The 15,380-nt window shown below is 56.2% G+C and carries 15 protein-coding genes; 5 read left to right on the top strand and 10 right to left on the bottom strand.

Annotation, left to right across the window (positions count from 1 at the left end; all coding sequences use genetic code 11):
• Positions 1 to 35 precede the first annotated feature (35 nt).
• On the bottom strand, positions 36 to 1,475 hold the full coding sequence (locus tag I9187_RS01505) for an aldehyde dehydrogenase family protein (protein ID WP_171178238.1): 1,440 nt from the start codon (positions 1,473 to 1,475) through the stop codon (positions 36 to 38).
• Positions 1,476 to 1,689: 214 nt separating this feature from the next.
• On the opposite strand from I9187_RS01505, the gene I9187_RS01510 reads away from it, so the two are divergent.
• Positions 1,690 to 2,340: a peroxiredoxin gene (locus tag I9187_RS01510; protein ID WP_039543105.1), complete on the top strand. Its 651-nt coding sequence runs from the start codon at positions 1,690 to 1,692 to the stop codon at positions 2,338 to 2,340.
• 227 nt (positions 2,341 to 2,567) lie between these two features.
• On the opposite strand, the gene I9187_RS01515 is transcribed toward I9187_RS01510, so the two are convergent.
• On the bottom strand, positions 2,568 to 3,257 hold the full coding sequence (locus tag I9187_RS01515) for an outer membrane beta-barrel protein (RefSeq protein WP_171178236.1): 690 nt from the start codon (positions 3,255 to 3,257) through the stop codon (positions 2,568 to 2,570).
• A 255-nt stretch (positions 3,258 to 3,512) separates the two neighbouring features.
• Here I9187_RS01515 and I9187_RS01520 point away from each other — a divergent pair, with 255 nt between their 5' ends.
• Positions 3,513 to 4,148, top strand: coding sequence for a DUF1326 domain-containing protein (locus I9187_RS01520; RefSeq protein WP_171178234.1), 636 nt, complete (start codon positions 3,513 to 3,515; stop codon positions 4,146 to 4,148).
• Positions 4,149 to 4,154: 6 nt separating this feature from the next.
• Here the strand turns inward: I9187_RS01520 and I9187_RS01525 are convergent, their stop codons facing one another.
• A complete protein-coding gene (locus I9187_RS01525; protein WP_171178232.1) occupies positions 4,155 to 5,159 on the bottom strand; it encodes a Hint domain-containing protein in 1,005 nt (334 codons plus the stop codon).
• A gap of 177 nt (positions 5,160 to 5,336) precedes the next feature.
• On the bottom strand, positions 5,337 to 7,484 hold the full coding sequence (gene pnp / locus I9187_RS01530; protein WP_171178230.1) for a polyribonucleotide nucleotidyltransferase: 2,148 nt from the start codon (positions 7,482 to 7,484) through the stop codon (positions 5,337 to 5,339).
• Between the two features lie 479 nt (positions 7,485 to 7,963).
• On the opposite strand from pnp, the gene I9187_RS01535 reads away from it, so the two are divergent.
• From I9187_RS01535 to I9187_RS01545, 3 genes are all read left to right on the top strand, one after another.
• On the top strand, positions 7,964 to 9,565 hold the full coding sequence (locus I9187_RS01535) for a BCCT family transporter (RefSeq protein WP_171178228.1): 1,602 nt from the start codon (positions 7,964 to 7,966) through the stop codon (positions 9,563 to 9,565).
• A 100-nt stretch (positions 9,566 to 9,665) separates the two neighbouring features.
• Complete coding sequence (locus I9187_RS01540) at positions 9,666 to 10,331, top strand: hypothetical protein (protein WP_171178226.1); 666 nt, start codon at positions 9,666 to 9,668, stop codon at positions 10,329 to 10,331.
• 28 nt (positions 10,332 to 10,359) lie between these two features.
• Positions 10,360 to 10,941 carry a hypothetical protein gene (locus tag I9187_RS01545; RefSeq protein ID WP_171178224.1) on the top strand — a complete coding sequence of 194 codons (582 nt, stop codon included), beginning with the start codon at positions 10,360 to 10,362 and terminating at the stop codon, positions 10,939 to 10,941.
• A gap of 267 nt (positions 10,942 to 11,208) precedes the next feature.
• On the opposite strand, the gene rpsO is transcribed toward I9187_RS01545, so the two are convergent.
• From rpsO to rbfA, 6 genes are all read right to left on the bottom strand, one after another.
• Positions 11,209 to 11,478, bottom strand: a complete 270-nt coding sequence (rpsO, locus tag I9187_RS01550) for a 30S ribosomal protein S15 (protein ID WP_170329634.1) — start codon at positions 11,476 to 11,478, stop codon at positions 11,209 to 11,211.
• A gap of 143 nt (positions 11,479 to 11,621) precedes the next feature.
• Complete coding sequence (locus tag I9187_RS01555; protein WP_209509347.1) at positions 11,622 to 12,635, bottom strand: calcium-binding protein; 1,014 nt, start codon at positions 12,633 to 12,635, stop codon at positions 11,622 to 11,624.
• 92 nt (positions 12,636 to 12,727) lie between these two features.
• The gene (locus tag I9187_RS01560) at positions 12,728 to 13,231 is read right to left on the bottom strand and encodes a DUF1643 domain-containing protein (RefSeq protein ID WP_171178220.1); all 504 of its coding nucleotides are present in this window, start codon (positions 13,229 to 13,231) and stop codon (positions 12,728 to 12,730) included.
• 21 nt (positions 13,232 to 13,252) lie between these two features.
• The gene (gene truB / locus I9187_RS01565; protein ID WP_171178217.1) at positions 13,253 to 14,158 is read right to left on the bottom strand and encodes a tRNA pseudouridine(55) synthase TruB; all 906 of its coding nucleotides are present in this window, start codon (positions 14,156 to 14,158) and stop codon (positions 13,253 to 13,255) included.
• A 54-nt stretch (positions 14,159 to 14,212) separates the two neighbouring features.
• The gene (locus tag I9187_RS01570) at positions 14,213 to 14,956 is read right to left on the bottom strand and encodes a phosphodiester glycosidase family protein (RefSeq protein ID WP_171178214.1); all 744 of its coding nucleotides are present in this window, start codon (positions 14,954 to 14,956) and stop codon (positions 14,213 to 14,215) included.
• Positions 14,953 to 15,348, bottom strand: coding sequence for a 30S ribosome-binding factor RbfA (gene rbfA / locus I9187_RS01575; RefSeq protein ID WP_171093264.1), 396 nt, complete (start codon positions 15,346 to 15,348; stop codon positions 14,953 to 14,955). The genes I9187_RS01570 and rbfA overlap by 4 nt, the downstream gene beginning before the upstream one ends.
• Positions 15,349 to 15,380 lie beyond the last annotated feature (32 nt).

The following is a 15,380-nucleotide window of genomic DNA, read 5'->3' on the forward strand; positions in this document are numbered from 1 at the left end:
AGGTGCCTCACGCTTGGTTCACGTTGCAATCTGGCTTATTCTGCAGCCCAGCCGCCGACGGCTTTGATTTCCAGAAAGTCTTCCAGACCAAAGACACCGCCTTCGCGCCCGTTGCCAGATTGCTTCATGCCGCCGAACGGAGAGCCCGCGCTGCGTGATTGACCATTCATTTCAACCATGCCCGAGCGTAAGACCCGCGCCATGCGATTGGCTCGCGCGCCGTCTTGGGTCTGAACATAGTTGGTCAGGCCATAGGGCGTGTCGTTGGCTATCTCGATGGCTTCTTCTTCGGTGTCGAAGGGGATCATGGTCAGAACCGGACCAAAGATCTCTTCGCGTGCGATGGTCATCTGGTTGTTGGCGTCGGCAAAAACCGTCGGGCGGACATAGTAGCCCTTGTTCAGCCCCTCGGGCCGTCCGGTGCCACCGGCGACCAAACGCGCGCCTTCGTCAATGCCCTTTTGAATCAGATCCTGAATCTTGGTCCACTGAACCTCATTCACCACCGGACCGATATGGCGGCCCTCTTCCATTGCGGGACCAACCTTGACCATGTTTGCAACCTCGGCCGCCGTTTCCACTGCCTTGTCGTAGATCGGGCGTTGAACAAGCATCCGGCTGGGGGCGTTACAGCTTTGGCCGGTGTTTTGCATCATGTGCAGCACGCCGCGTTTGACCGCCTTCTCGTCGGCGTCCTCAAAGACCACATTGGCACCTTTGCCGCCCAATTCCAGATGCACTTTTTTGAGCGTCTCGGCTGCGTTCTTCGAAATCGCCGTGCCAGCACGGGTTGAGCCGGTAAAGCTGACCATATCGACATCCTTATGGCCCGATAGCTGAGAGCCAACGCCCACCCCGTCACCGTTGACCAGATTGAACACACCGGGTGGGAAGCCTGCCTCGTCCATCATCTCGGCAAAGATCATCGCGTTCAACGGGCTTTGTTCTGACGGTTTCAAAACCATCGTACAGCCCGCAATTGCCGCAGCGCCGACCTTGAGCGTGATCTGGTTCATAGGCCAGTTCCAGGGTGTGATCAGCGCGGCAACGCCAACAGCCTCGTAAATGATCCGGTCATTTGGTGCGTGATCTCCAAGCGGGCGCTCAAACTCGAATGCTTTGGCAGCGCGAATGAAGTTCTTCAGATGGTAGATGCCCGCCCCAGCCTGCGCCGAACGGGCCAGATCGATGGGCGCCCCCATCTCAAGCGACATGGCTTGCGCCAGATCCTCGGACCGCGCCGCATAAAGATCCACCAGTTTTTCAACCAGCGCTATGCGGGTTTCCACCGGGGTTTCCATCCAGCCGGGAAGGGCGGCCTTGGCCGCCGCGACGGCTGCATTTGTGTCGGCTTCCGCGCCAAGCGAAATCACTGCGCAGGGTTCTTCGGTCGAGGGGTTTATGACCTCGAAATCATTGGGCTGCGACGGCGCGACCCAATGACCGTTAATATAGAAATCCCGTTTTTCGATCATCGTGCGCCCTCCTGAAGGTTCAGCCTTAAATCGGTGTTTCGGACACACTCTGTCACCCATACTTAGACTGGGCAATAGTGAATTTGATCAAATTATTTTCTTGGGAGGTCTGTAAATTCCTTATCCCTAGACGCATAGGATGGTTTAACCTGCGCGCAAAGTGATTAGGTTCCAAGCAACCGACTCAGGTTTTTAACAGGAAAGGAGATGCCCCATGGGTTTGCGCATCAACGATACCGTCCCAAATTTCACAGCAGAAACGGATCAGGGTACCGTTCAGTTTCACGACTGGATCGGCGACAGCTGGGCCATTCTGTTCTCGCACCCAAAGGATTTCACGCCTGTTTGCACCACCGAGTTTTCTGCCGTTGCGCAACTGAATGACGAATGGGCTGCGCGCAACACCAAGGTGATCGGTGTTTCGGTCGACGGGGTCGAGGACCACAAGAAGTGGAAAAAAGACATCGAAGAATACGGCAAAGCCAATCCTGGTTTCCCGATCATCGCCGATGACGGACTGGCTGTGTCCAAAGCCTTCGATATGCTGCCCGCTGAAGCGTATCTGCCGGACGGTCGCACTCCTGCAGACAGCGCCACTGTGCGTTCAGTCTTCATCATCGGCCCGGACAAGCAACTGAAGCTGTCGATGACCTATCCGATGACCGTGGGCCGGAACTTTGCCGAGATCCTGCGTGCGCTGGACGGGCTGCAGATGTCAGCCAAGGGTGTTGCGACACCGGCCAATTGGGTTCCGGGCGAGGACGTAATTATCCCGCCGACCGTTTCCAACGAAGATGCCAAGGCCAAGTTTGGCGAGTTTGAGACGATCTTCCCATATCTGCGCAAGACCAAAGCACCGTCCTAAGGCGGGCTGAAAGTTGGGGGGCCGTTGGCTCCCCAATCGCGTCTATAGGAATTTTTCCCAAAATGTGTTTAGCGTCGGATGCAACTGGCGGTTGCTGATCGCATGGCAATCCGCAGAATGTTTGATCTGCGCTTTATTTTGTCGATTTTTTCAGAATGCCCCCGCACCAGAGGCGCGAGGGCATAACGGGGAAGGGAAACCGGAGAGAAACCTAACCCCCGATTTTATCAAAACTTGTAACGAAGCCCGAAGTTAACGCTGAATGTATCCAGGTCGTCTTCAACCGTTCCCGTCAAAGCGCCGTTCGGGGCCAACCGCTGCGACGACACATCAAAGGCGCGGGCATAGCGGGCGTCTACGGTAAGGGCGGTTGACGGGTTGATGTCATAAGCCACGCCAGCGATCACCTGAGCCGCAAAAGCAGTGTCGCTGTCATCCAGCGCCACACCGGGGCCGTAAGCAAAATCCAGATCCGAATAAGTCGCGCCCAGACCAAAGCCTGCAAACGGGGTCAGCGCACCGGATTGTTTGAAGTCGAACAGCACGTTGGCAAAGAGCGAAGTTTGCGACACGTCGCCGGAAATATTGCCTTCCGGTGCCGGACCGTTGCCCGAGAAATTTACACCATCCACGTCGCTTTCGCGGTATGATAATTCCAGTTCAATACGCGTTCCGACCGTGTCGTTGGACCACTGCGGGATCTCTTTACCGATAGCCACACCCAGGCCAAAACCTGCATCAAAATCCGTATCGACAGATTGGGTCGCGCCGCCAATCGCGCCAGAGAAATTGCTGTCCTGCAACTGACTGTAGCCAATGAAGCCTTGAACATAGGTGCCGTCACCCAGGCTTTGCGCGGTTGCTGCAGTTGAGCCCAGCATCAGGGCGGCGGAGGTCAGGATGAAACGACTAACCATGATCATGTCCTTTGTTCCAAAACGTTTCCACACGTAAATCGTGTGTCTGGCGTTGCATGGAAAGGGCTTGGGCGGTCACATCGGATCACTCTAAATTGGGTCCGTGTGATAGAATAATTCGCTTTATCAAATTGTTGTCGCTCGACAGCAGCAGGTTGGTTTCTGATCTGCGCAGGGATGTGCTAGTATGGCTGAAGGGGGCTGTTCCACAGGCGAAGGCCATCGGGATTTCACTGTACTTTGCAGGAGAGAACCATGGCGTTTACAGATTGGTATGTTGAAGGAGAAAGCTTCGGTAACTGCAATTGCGGTTATGCTTGTCCCTGCCAATTCGAAGAACTGCCCACGCATGGGGATTGCCGGGGCTTCGAGGTGCTTGAGATTGGCAAGGGGCATTTTGGCGACACTGATCTTTGCGGTGCCAAAGCTGCTCTGATTTATGCCTGGCCAGGGCCGATTTTCGAAGGTGGCGGGGAAATGCAGGTGATTGTTGATCCTGCGGCGAGCCCTGCGCAGCGCGCTGCGCTGGAAAAGGTCTTTCATGGAGAAGAAACAGAAGAGATGGCGACGCATTGGTACGTGTTCCGTGCCATGTGCGATAAGGTGCACGAGACTCTCTATTTGCCGATTGAGTTCGAGATGGACATGGAAGAGCGTACTGCCCACGTGTCCATCGGAGATGTGCTGAGCTCGACGGGTCGTCCCATAGAAGCCCCACATGGCGGGGGCGCGCATCGCGTACGCATCGAAATTCCCGGGGGCATCGAATTCTCTGTGGCCGAGATCGGCAGCGCCACAACACGCGCAGATGCGGCGATCAAGCTGGATTTGAAAGACAGTTATGGCCAATGGCACGTCCTGAAACATGGGCCGAGTGGCGTCTTTCACTAGATGATGTCAGGCGGCCCTCTTCTGCAGGTTTGGACTTGTCTGCCAATTTGGAACCATCAGCTCTGATTTCAGAATTTCGGCCTCAAAGGGTTTTAGAACCGGCAGTACCGTTGGCCCGTAATCTTGCGCGCCGCGCGACAGGTCTGGGAACAGGTCGAACAACCTGCGCAGGGTGGCAGGTTCCATCGCACTGAGGGTCGTGTCGCCGGGATAGAAGGATTCGGACCAGATCCCTTCGACATTCACCAGCTCATGCTGATCTAAAAGGATGTGAACATATTCGACCCCCTGCGCAGGCAGGTCCTGTACAATGCTTTGCCCGTTGATCAACGCCTTTGCCGGGGTCAGCATCACGGTCTCGCCATGCATCAGCTCCATCATCGCTGATGTCACGGCGACCCGATGTTGCGGCGACACCAGCAGATCGCGCGTGGGGGCGTTTTGCCCGAAACAGCCCGCCTTCAAGCGCACTGGGCACAGATGCGGAGACGAACGCAGCTCTTGCGTCGACAAATGCCGTCGCCCGATCCAGCGCACTGGCCGGATGCGCCCATCTGTGGTCAGGACAGGATCCCCCGGTACCAGTTCTTCCACCTGGCGCTGCCCGGAGGGCGTCAGGATCAGCGACCCCGTGGTGAAACACACGAAAGAGGGTAGGCTCTGATACGGGGTAGAAGTTGCGGTGCCGCCAAAGCTGGTGTCTTCGATGGTGTCATTCAGCGCAGCCTGCCCCGAAGTGACGATGATATAGCGCGGGTTGCTGAACTGGATCAGGGTGAAACTGACAGGCGCGCCGTTGATCGTTCCGGAATATGTCTCGAACGTACTGAAATTCTGAGACGAGGCGGTAAAGCCCGGCAGCCCGGAAAGATCCAATTGGGTGCTGTCGGGGTCCGGGTCATCCAGGATCGCGTCGTTATCAGTTACTTCAACAGAATACGCGGCCGTGATATCGACGTTGCGCGTGCTGAACGGGTCTGCACTGATTTCATAGACGGTAATCGTGGCCACGGTCGCACAACATCCCTAAGAGCAACAAAATTACCCTTAAGGTTGTGCTAATACGTTTAAGAATCGTTAATGGTTGATTTACCAAGGCCAGAGTATGGGGGCGTGATTGATGACATCTCCAAACAAAAAAGACCCCGGACAGTGCCGGGGCCTTTCGAGCTTGAAGAAAGTTACAGATTACTCTGCGTCTTCTTTCTTTTCTTTCTTCTCGGGAACGACCTCTTCGCCGGTTTCCTGATCGACGACTTTCATCGACAGGCGGACCTTGCCGCGATCGTCAAAGCCCAGCAGCTTGACCTTCACTTCCTGACCTTCCTTCAGAACGTCTGACGGATGGTTCAGGCGGCGATTTTCGATCTGGGACACGTGGACCAGACCGTCGCGCTTGCCAAAGAAGTTCACGAAGGCGCCGAAATCGACGATCTTGACCACTTTACCGGTGTAGATCTGACCTTCTTCCGGTTCGGCCACGATCGAATAGATCATGTCATAAGCCTTCTGGATCGATTCACCGTCGGGCGATGCGATCTTGATGACACCGTCGTCGTTGATGTCGACCTTAGCACCCGAGGTTTCCACGATCTCGCGGATGACCTTACCGCCCGAGCCGATCACTTCGCGGATCTTATCGGTCGGGATGTTCATGGTTTCGATGCGCGGGGCGTGGACCGAGAATTCGTTGGTCTCGGACAGGGCTTTGCCCATCTCGCCCAGAATGTGCATCCGGCCCTCTTTGGCCTGTGCCAGAGCGGTTTCCATGATCTGCGGGGTGATACCTGCGACCTTGATGTCCATCTGCAGCGAGGTGATGCCGTTTTCGGTACCTGCCACTTTGAAGTCCATGTCGCCCAGGTGGTCTTCATCACCCAGAATGTCGGTCAGAACAGCATAGTCGCCATCATCTTCCAGGATCAGACCCATGGCCACACCGGCAACCGGTGCTTTCAGCGGAACACCTGCGTCCATCATCGACAGCGAACCACCGCAGACAGAAGCCATCGAGGAGGAACCGTTGGATTCCGTGATCTCCGACACCACGCGAACGGTATAGGGGAAGTCGGTTGGCGCAGGCAGAACCGCTTGCAGCGCGCGCCATGCCAGCTTGCCGTGGCCGATTTCACGACGGCCGGGCGAACCAACGCGGCCAACTTCACCCACCGAATATGGAGGGAAGTTGTAGTGCAGCAGGAAGTTCGATTTGAAGTTGCCATGCAGCGCGTCGATGAACTGTTCGTCGTCACCGGTGCCCAGCGTGGTTACAGCCAGCGCCTGTGTCTCACCACGGGTGAACAGGGCGGAACCGTGGGTCCGGGGCAGCAGCGAGGTTTCGGCTTCGATGGCGCGCACATCGGTGGTCGAACGACCGTCGATGCGCTTGCCGCCTTTGACGACGTCACCGCGCAGAATACCGGCTTCCAGCTTTTTCATCGCCGAGCCAAGATTGGCGTCTTCCAGCTGTTCCTCGGTCAGCGCTTCTTTGATCGCTTCACGGGCAGCGGCAACAGCTGCGGTGCGCTCTTGCTTGTCGGTGATCGCGAAGGCGGCGCGCATCTGTTCTTCACCGGCAGCGGAAACAGCGGCGTACAGCTCCGAGTAATCGGGAGCGACGAACTCAAACGGCTCTTTCGCGGTTTCTTCGGCCAACGAGATGATCAGGTCGATGACCGGCTGGATTTGCTCATGCGCAAAGGTCACGGCGCCCAGCATTTCGGCTTCGGACAGTTCATAAGCTTCCGACTCCACCATCATCACGGCGTCTTTGGTACCGGCCACAACCAGGTCCAGACGCTGTTCGGGGTTCAGGCGCAGGTCCTGCATATCGTCCACGGTCGGGTTCAGGACGTATTCGCCATCCACGAAACCAACACGGGCACCAGCGATCGGGCCCATGAACGGGGCACCCGAAATGGTCAGTGCAGCCGAAGCAGCGATCATTGCAACGATGTCGGGGTCATTGACCAGATCGTGGGACAGCACGGTGCACATCACCAGAACTTCGTTCTTGAAGCCGTCAACGAACAGCGGGCGGATCGGACGGTCGATTAGACGCGCGGTCAGCGTCTCTTTTTCGGTCGGGCGCGCTTCGCGCTTGAAGAAGCCACCCGGAACCTTACCGGCGGCATAGTATTTTTCTTGGTAGTGTACGGTCAGCGGGAAAAAGTCCTGACCGGGCTTTTGTTGCTTGGCAAAGGTCACGTTGGCCATGACGCTGGTTTCGCCCAGCGTGGCAATCACGGTGCCGTCGGCCTGACGGGCAACCTTGCCGGTTTCCAGTGTCAGCGTCTCTTCGCCCCACTGAATCGATTTCTTCGTTACATCAAACATATGCGTATCCTAGAACGGAGCACTCCCGCCCCTGCGGGTCTCCGGTTTGCATGGCGGCCCCATTGCCGCCGACCCCACTTTATCTTCCATTCGAGTGCCAGGGTCAGGGCACAACGTCTCAGATAACGCGCGCATACATGAGAATGCGTTGGAAGGAAAGAGAAACCGCATCCGGCGGCCGGATCATGCTGAGACAGATCGAAGCTTTCCTTTTGTACGTAATTTTCAGGTCAGGGCATGAAACTGAACGTCGTGAAACAGGGCGTTTTTTCCGGGCAGGGGATAATAAATCGCAAAAAAATTTTATCGCTAACATAGGTGAGATCGAATGCAATTGAAAAAATAGCAAGGCTGTATAAGCTCTTACGAACCAGCCTGCGGTCGAAATGACGGAAACGCGCCAAGGGGGTAACTAACTCATAACCGTCCGCCGACCGAATACCTTGGCGTTTGCAAAAAGCGAACAGAAGGGCAATCGAATGGCACAAACAAAGAAGATGCTGGATCCGGACCCCCGGATTTACGACTTCGAAACGGAATATGAGCTGGGTCAGGATAACGTCCGGCCATTTGGTCTGGATATTCACAACCCGGTCTTTCTGATCTCGAGTATTTTGATCTTTGCGTTCGTTCTGATCGCATTGGCCAACCAAGAGGCTGCGGCTTCTTTCTTCGGCTGGCTCCGGCCCTGGCTGACCAGCACGTTTGACTGGTTCCTGGTTCTTTCGGTCGACGCAATTACCCTGTTTTGTCTGGTTCTGATCATTCTGCCGGTCGGCAGTGTTCGGATCGGCGGCAAGGATGCCAAGCCTGACTATTCCTATGCCGGATGGATCGCGATGATGTTCGCCGCCGGTATTGGTATCGGTCTGCTGTTCTTTGGCGTGATGGAGCCGGTCTATTATAACTTTGCCGAAAGCGGGAATGCGCGGCCCTTGGGCATTGATATTGCCGTTCCGGGCAATGAATACATCGGCATCGTCGGCACAATCCATCATTGGGGGCTGGAAGGCTGGGCGGTCTATGCCGCTGTGGGTCTGAGCCTTGCGATTTTTGCCTATAACCTGAATCTGCCACTGACCCTGCGCTCGGCCTTTTATCCAATCCTGGGCGAGCGTGTCTGGGGCTGGTGGGGCCATATCATCGACACGCTTGCGGTGTTTGCGACGTTGTTCGGCCTGACGACCTCTTTGGGTCTTGGGGCGCAGCAAGTTGCGGCGGGGCTGAACGAGGTGTTCGGCATCGAACCCAGTCCGACCGTGACCGTGCTGCTGATCATCGGCATCACCATGATCGCGCTGGGATCAGTCCTTATGGGCATGGATGCAGGCGTGAAACGGCTGAGTGAGATCAACATGATCATGGCTGTGGGCCTGTTCCTTTTCGTCATTGTTGTCACCGGCGTTGGCACAGCCATCGCGCGGTATTTCAACGTGATGGTGGATTACGTGACGCACCTTCCGGCGCTGTCGAACCCGTTCGGGCGAGAAGACACCAGCTATTTCCACGGCTGGACGACCTTCTACTGGGCCTGGTGGATCGCATGGTCGCCGTTTGTAGGCATGTTCATCGCCCGCATCTCCAAGGGACGCACGGTGCGAGAGTTCATCCTCTGCGCGCTGCTGGCCCCGACGGCAGTCTGCGCCCTGTGGATGTCGACCTTCGGCGGTGCAGCCATCGACATGCTGAACGCAGGCGGAGCGGAAGGTGTCCGCGCCACCGTGATCGACAGCTACGCCCCCGAAGGCGCGCTGTTCGGCTTCCTGAAAGAGCTGCCGCTTTATGGCATCGTCGCGCCCATCGCGTTGATCCTGATCGTGGTGTTCTTTGTCACCTCGTCCGACTCGGGTTCGCTGGTAATCGATACGATTACGGCGGGCGGCAAGATGGATGCGCCAGTTGTACAGCGCGTGTTCTGGTGCACGCTCGAAGGCCTGGTGGCCATCGCCCTGCTGCTTGGAGGCGGGTTGTCCGCCCTGCAGGGTGCTGCGGTTTCAACAGGGATACCGTTCACGCTAGTGGTCCTGATAATGTGCTACTGCCTGTGGCTGGCGCTAAAGTCGGAGAAGGCGAAGATGTAAGTTCTACGCGCGAAAACAACGAAACGCCCGCCATTTGGCGGGCGTTTTGAGTCCCTTATCGGACCTTCACCGAACATTGAGGATTTGACTGTGAGGCAAGTTGCAAACTGCAGGTTCCGGACGTTCAAAATCAGGTATCGGTTGGCTGGCGAGCGAACAAAACCCCAAACCTAAAGTCGGCTTCCGTCATGATGCTCGTGTGACCCGAGACAGCATTAACATTACTGAAATAACTGATAGCCGCAGTCTAATGTGTAAGACAGGTTTTAGGGACCAAAAACCAAGACGATTCAGGTTGGGTATTGTGATGACGTTAAAGTTCTTTTGGACTGGCTTGCTCTTTTTTCTTATCCCTTTGTCTGCTGAAGCGGACACTGCATTCTTCAAGATTTGTCAAAACTACCGATCAGGTCAGTTCCGGTCTTGCACCCCATTGGACAAAATCGAATTCACTGCTTTGGGTACGGAAGTTCTTCACGTGTATTCGGATTTGACATGGGCTCCAGATGGTGCTCGCCAGCACCCAGACATCTATCTTCGATGGCTACATGTCTCGCCGGATGGCACGGAGACGCTGGTTGCATCTTACCCGGATGTGCCAGCTTATCGCTGGCGACCGTCCCAGACCGTTCCTGTTACACGCTGGCATATTGAAGTCACAGTTTGGAAGGACCTCGAAGGTAGTTTTGTCTTTCAGGCCTATACGCAGCCCGCGGCAATCGAGGACAGCCTGATCGAACAACTTTCGGTGCCTGTGATCAAGTAACTAAGGGAGAAGCCCGTTGAGATATTTGATGAAATTTTCAGCAATTATTCTAGTTGCTCTGTCTATGTTTGCGCCGTTCGCCAGTGCGCAAGAAACTACCTTTAGTGGCGAAGCTCTACGCACTTTATTTACATCGTTAAATGGGCGCATAGATGAAATCGCAAACGGTAGCCGAGCATCGCATGCCGAGTTGGCAGAAGAACTCAATAGGCTTGAATCTTCAATGAATGAATTTCGTTTGCTGGAAGATCGCATTTCCGAGCTCGAAACTGCTGTGGAAGCCACGGGTGTTTTGCGTGATGAATTGCTAGAAGCGATTGAGGTTTCATCTGCATTAAACGATGCGTTGGAAGATGTTAAAAATAATTCTTCTGCTGCACTACAAAGTGCCGAAGATGCTCAAACCAGCGCTAGTTCAACAGCGTGGATTCTAACTGTTGTTTCCAGCATTGTATCGGTTTTGGTTATCGTAATTGGGCTGTTCTTTTCGTCTCGTTTCATGCATTTGCACGCCGAAAATCAAGTTTCCAAAGCGCTACTGGAACGGATTGAGAAAGAACTAGAAAAGAAAAACACACCGGTCGAAACGGACGCAAGATTAGCAACTTGAAGTGTCGATCCGTCAGGTTAGCCTTCGCTTATTCAGCTATAGCTTTTTTGAGCGACAGCAAAAAACAGCGTTCCGGTCAGCAACAAAACCGACCAAAAGTTGATATGAGCTATCCGTAGGCGATGAATGTTTGTTGTTTGCACATAGCTACCATTTTTTAAGACCCATGCCGCAAATGCAGCGAACGGCAGCTTGGCGGCCCTAGAAAAAGAAAAACGCCCGCCAAAGTGGCGGGCGTCTGAAATCTCAAAGCGGTGCGGTCCGACTTTAGCGGCGGATGCCCAGCTTTTTGATCAGGTCCTGGTAACGCGCTTCTTCTTTGCCTTTCAGGTAGTCCAGCAGCTTACGGCGCTGGGCGACCATTTTCAGCAGACCGCGACGACCGTGGTTGTCTTTTTTGTGGGTCTTGAAGTGCTCGGTCAGGGTGTTGATGCGCGAGGTCAGGATGGCAACCTGTACTTCAGGCGAACCGGTGTCGCCTTCTTTGGTTGCGAATTCTTGCATGACGCGTGCTTTTTCAGCGGCAGTGATCGACATCGGGGTCTCCTTCAAAGGTTAGAGTTGATGGCGCAGGCCGGGATGTCGTCCAGCACAGGCCCATGGAGAAAACCGCACCGATTCCGATGCGGATGGGCGCGTATAAGCGGAATTTTGTCAAATGGCAAAGGGAATCTGCGGCCTCAGATCATCTGACCATACTGTGCCAGTTGCGCTTCTGAAATCAGTTGAATATCGGCGACAGTCAATTCTTCTGCCCCGTATACCTGCGCCACCTCCTGACCGTTGATGATCACATGCGTCAGGTTGGTGTTGTCACTGTCGCGTTCTACCGAAATTTCGGGTTCAGTCTCTTCTTCCCAGGTGACAAGCAGTTTGTCCTCGCCGGGCTGGAAGCCCATGACGGTAACATCGTCTTCTCCCGGGCTCAGCACGATGTCATCCGCGCCCTGGCCGCCTGTCACAACATCCCCGTCCCCTGCAATAATAGTGTCATCACCATCCCCGCCGTTCAGAAAATCCTGTTCGGCCGCACCCTCTTCGATGCCGAACACAAAGTCGTCCCCATCGCCGCCAAAGATTGCATCTTCGCCCGCCGCTCCGACCAGAACGTCATCCCCGAAGCCGCCTTGCAATGCGTCGTCACCGGCCCCGCCGTCCAAAGTATCGTCACCCTGACCGCCATAAAGCTCGTCTTCCCCGTCACCACCGTCCAGAACATCGTTTCCGAAATGTCCGAACAGAGCGTCATCGCCGATGTCGCCAAACAGCAGGTCGTCATCCGCTTCGCCATGCAGGACATCGTTGTCCGGCCCGCCATAGATGGTATCCATCCCGTCGCTGCCATGCAGGACGTCATCCCCCTGGCCCCCGTGGATCGTATCGTCACCGCCATAGCCGTTGATCTGATCCACGCCGTCCCCTCCGGTGATGATGTCCGGGCCGTCTTCTCCGGCAATGACCAGATCGCCTTCGAATTCGGAAAGGACGATACCGGTGGACAGGGGTTCGACTTCGGTTTCGACGGGGTCTTCGACATTTTCGCCGATATCCAGGAATTCCCCGGTTTCGGCTTCGGATCGCGGCTCATCTTCGGGAATGTCATCTGACACGTCCTCGTCTTCGATCAGCATGTCGCTCATCGCGTAAGCTGCACCGCCGATGGCGGCCAGTCCGATCAATCCGGCCAGAAACATGGCACCCTCCGATGGCAGAAAACTCCTAGGGGATTGTCTCATTCTGCAGGCAGCAGCGTCAAAGATAAGTTGTTGAAAGGGTTAATACTTTATCACCACTGCTCAGGCTGTTGAGTGTAGGCGATGTAAAGGGGGTGCTTGGGGTGGCCGTCTTTGGTCAGACCCAAATGGAACAGGGGTTGACCCGTCTGACGCAACAACTGTTCAACTGCCGGGCCACGGTCCAGATGTGCGCCGTGGGTGCCCCAGGCGGCAATGACCCGATCGGCCCAGTCCACGCCATCCAGAATCGCCCTGTCATTTTCTGGTCCCACTGGATCAGTGGCAGCGCGCATCTTGCGCGGGTCAGTGTCGCGCCAGGCAAAGATGTTGGTCACCTGAAACGCGCCAAACCCCAAGGCCCGCGCGCGGCGCTCGCAGCGTTCCACCGTAGGGTCATTTACTGCCTCAGTCGCGGTCGAGGGGTTCAGCATCACAAACAATGCCTTCTGCCCCTTTGGATCCCAGACGCGGGTCAGGCTATAGCGATACTTCTCGCAATCGGAATAGATGGCGGTCGAGGGCGCATCGCCCTTGGTATGTGTTCGGGTGATCATGCCAACCGCCTAACACGTGAGTTAGGCGACGAACACCCGGCTCGGATGCAGCTCGCCTGATTTGTAGATTCCCACAGCCACCGCCTTGCCGTCCAACGAGGCCCAGGCTTCATCGCCGTATTCGACGTCTGATGCCATCACCATGCCGGGATTGCCGTTGCGCAGGCGGGTGGCGCCCTCCGGGGTGCATTTCAATTCGGGCAGGTCCGACAGGCCGGTTTCCAGCGGGTGCAGATACGCGTCCAGCGCGGTTGTCTTGGCCATATCGTCGATCTGTTCGATGGTCAGGCCATCTTCGGCCTCAAACGGGCCGGACCAGATGCGGCGCAGTTCCTTGACATGCCCGTGGCATCCCAGTGCCTCACCCAGATCGCGCGCGATTGAGCGCACATAGCCACCTTTGCCGCAGGTCATTTCCAACACCACGTGGTCTTCATCGGGGCGGTCGACAAGGATCAGTTCCTCGACCCAAAGGGGCCGAGCGGTCAGTTCCACATCCTCGCCATCGCGCGCCAGTTTATAGGCGCGCTGGCCGTCGATCTTCACGGCAGAAAACTTAGGCGGAACCTGCATGATGTCGCCCAAAAACGGGGTCAGCGCCTGTTTGATGTCCTCATCCGAAGGGCGCGCATCGCTGCTTGAGATCACTTCGCCCTCGGCATCGTCGGTATTGGTGGCTTGACCCAAACGCACGGTGAACGTGTAAGCCTTCAGCGCATCGGTGATATAGGGAACGGTCTTTGTTGCCTCGCCCAAAGCCACGGCCAGAACGCCGGTTGCTTCGGGGTCCAGTGTGCCCGCATGGCCCGCCTTTTTGGCATCCATCGCCCAACGCACCTTGTTGACCACAGCGGTCGAGGTCATGCCCGCAGGCTTGTCCACAACCAGCCAACCGGAAATGTCGCGACCCTTGCGTTTGCGTCCCATCTTGCACCTTGCCTTTTGCTGAGGCGCGCGGGTTAACGGATCACACCCGCCCTGTCAATTTGCAGGCATGTCCTCAACTACACCCACAATCGGTCCCAACGAGAATCCCAGATCCGAACGGTTGCCTGCGCGGTCATACATTCGTGAGATATTGCCGTCCAGAAACAGCGCGTTTGGGGTGTTCAGAACATCGCGAAACAGTCTGCCGAATTCGTGGAAGGTGACATAATCTTCTGAGATCGCAAAAACGGCCCGCGCGCCATTGGCACTGGTGCCAACACCGTTGCGGATATAGCGCGAGGTCGAATCGGGCAGAAAGCGCGGGTGCAGCTCGCCGTCGATCACCAGCATCGGGCCGGATTGGGTGGCAAAGCGGCAGTCCGGTGTTTGATCCACGAAATCCAGCGTCTCGAACACATCGGCGCGCCCGTTGCGGATGCAGAAAACGCCATTGGGCAGCAGGCCGAAATTGCCGGGGCCGGGGTTCGCGATTACCCGCATCTGCTCCTGCCCATCTTCGACATAATGGCCGACGGGCGAGCGGTCGTCGTGATACATGCCGGCGTTCATCGCAAAGGCCAGCCGTTTGCCCTCGGGTTCAAGCGTCTCGTTAACCGATGAGAAATGCCCCAACACTTCGCCGTCTTCACCATTCAGAAACAGGCGCAGATCCGCTGCAGTCGCATCGACCTCGCAGACGGTGTAGCGCAGACCGTCGTGAGTAACCTTTTCACACGTAACCGCAGAGGCTTGCGCGGCCCACAAAATCGCGCCCAATGTTGTTAAAGTACGGATCACTCGTCCAGATCGCGGCGCACCGCGTCCTGCTGGAACATGCGGCGGGTGTCGTCCAGACGGTCAAACGTGTCATCCAGACGGAACCGCAGATCGGGCGAGAACTTCAGGTTCAGTTTCTTGCCGATCACGCGTCGTAATTCACCTTTATTGCGGGCCAGCAGGTCGATCACGTCCTCTTGCCCTTTGCCGCCCAACGGCAGCACATAGGCCGTGGCGATTTTGAGATCGGGCGAGGTACGGACCTCACCCACGGTGATCGACATGCGGTTCAGGTCGGGGTCGTGGACATCTCCGCGCGCCAGAACTTCGGACAGGGTGCGACGTATCAGTTCGCCGACACGCAGCTGTCGTTGGGACGGGCCGGGGCCATCGTGGAATTTGTTCTTTGCCATATCCCCGATCTAAGCCCAAAGCGGGGCTTTGC

This window comes from Ruegeria sp. HKCCE4148, from assembly GCF_017872495.1.
In the GTDB taxonomy this organism is placed as follows: Bacteria; Pseudomonadota; Alphaproteobacteria; order Rhodobacterales; family Rhodobacteraceae; genus Ruegeria.

Bases quoted from the DNA above. Each gene is read 5' to 3' on its own strand.
- rbfA (WP_171093264.1), bottom strand. From the start codon at position 15,348: ATGGCAAAGAACAAATTCCACGATGGCCCCGGCCCGTCCCAACGACAG.
- I9187_RS01505 (WP_171178238.1), bottom strand. From the start codon at position 1,475: ATGATCGAAAAACGGGATTTCTATATTAACGGTCATTGGGTCGCGCCG.
- I9187_RS01555 (WP_209509347.1), bottom strand. From the start codon at position 12,635: ATGTTTCTGGCCGGATTGATCGGACTGGCCGCCATCGGCGGTGCAGCT.
- I9187_RS01520 (WP_171178234.1), top strand. From the start codon at position 3,513: ATGGCGTTTACAGATTGGTATGTTGAAGGAGAAAGCTTCGGTAACTGC.
- truB (WP_171178217.1), bottom strand. From the start codon at position 14,158: ATGGGACGCAAACGCAAGGGTCGCGACATTTCCGGTTGGCTGGTTGTG.
- I9187_RS01560 (WP_171178220.1), bottom strand. From the start codon at position 13,231: ATGATCACCCGAACACATACCAAGGGCGATGCGCCCTCGACCGCCATC.
- rpsO (WP_170329634.1), bottom strand. From the start codon at position 11,478: ATGTCGATCACTGCCGCTGAAAAAGCACGCGTCATGCAAGAATTCGCA.
- I9187_RS01545 (WP_171178224.1), top strand. From the start codon at position 10,360: ATGAAATTTTCAGCAATTATTCTAGTTGCTCTGTCTATGTTTGCGCCG.
- pnp (WP_171178230.1), bottom strand. From the start codon at position 7,484: ATGTTTGATGTAACGAAGAAATCGATTCAGTGGGGCGAAGAGACGCTG.
- I9187_RS01535 (WP_171178228.1), top strand. From the start codon at position 7,964: ATGGCACAAACAAAGAAGATGCTGGATCCGGACCCCCGGATTTACGAC.
- I9187_RS01510 (WP_039543105.1), top strand. From the start codon at position 1,690: ATGGGTTTGCGCATCAACGATACCGTCCCAAATTTCACAGCAGAAACG.
- I9187_RS01515 (WP_171178236.1), bottom strand. From the start codon at position 3,257: ATGGTTAGTCGTTTCATCCTGACCTCCGCCGCCCTGATGCTGGGCTCA.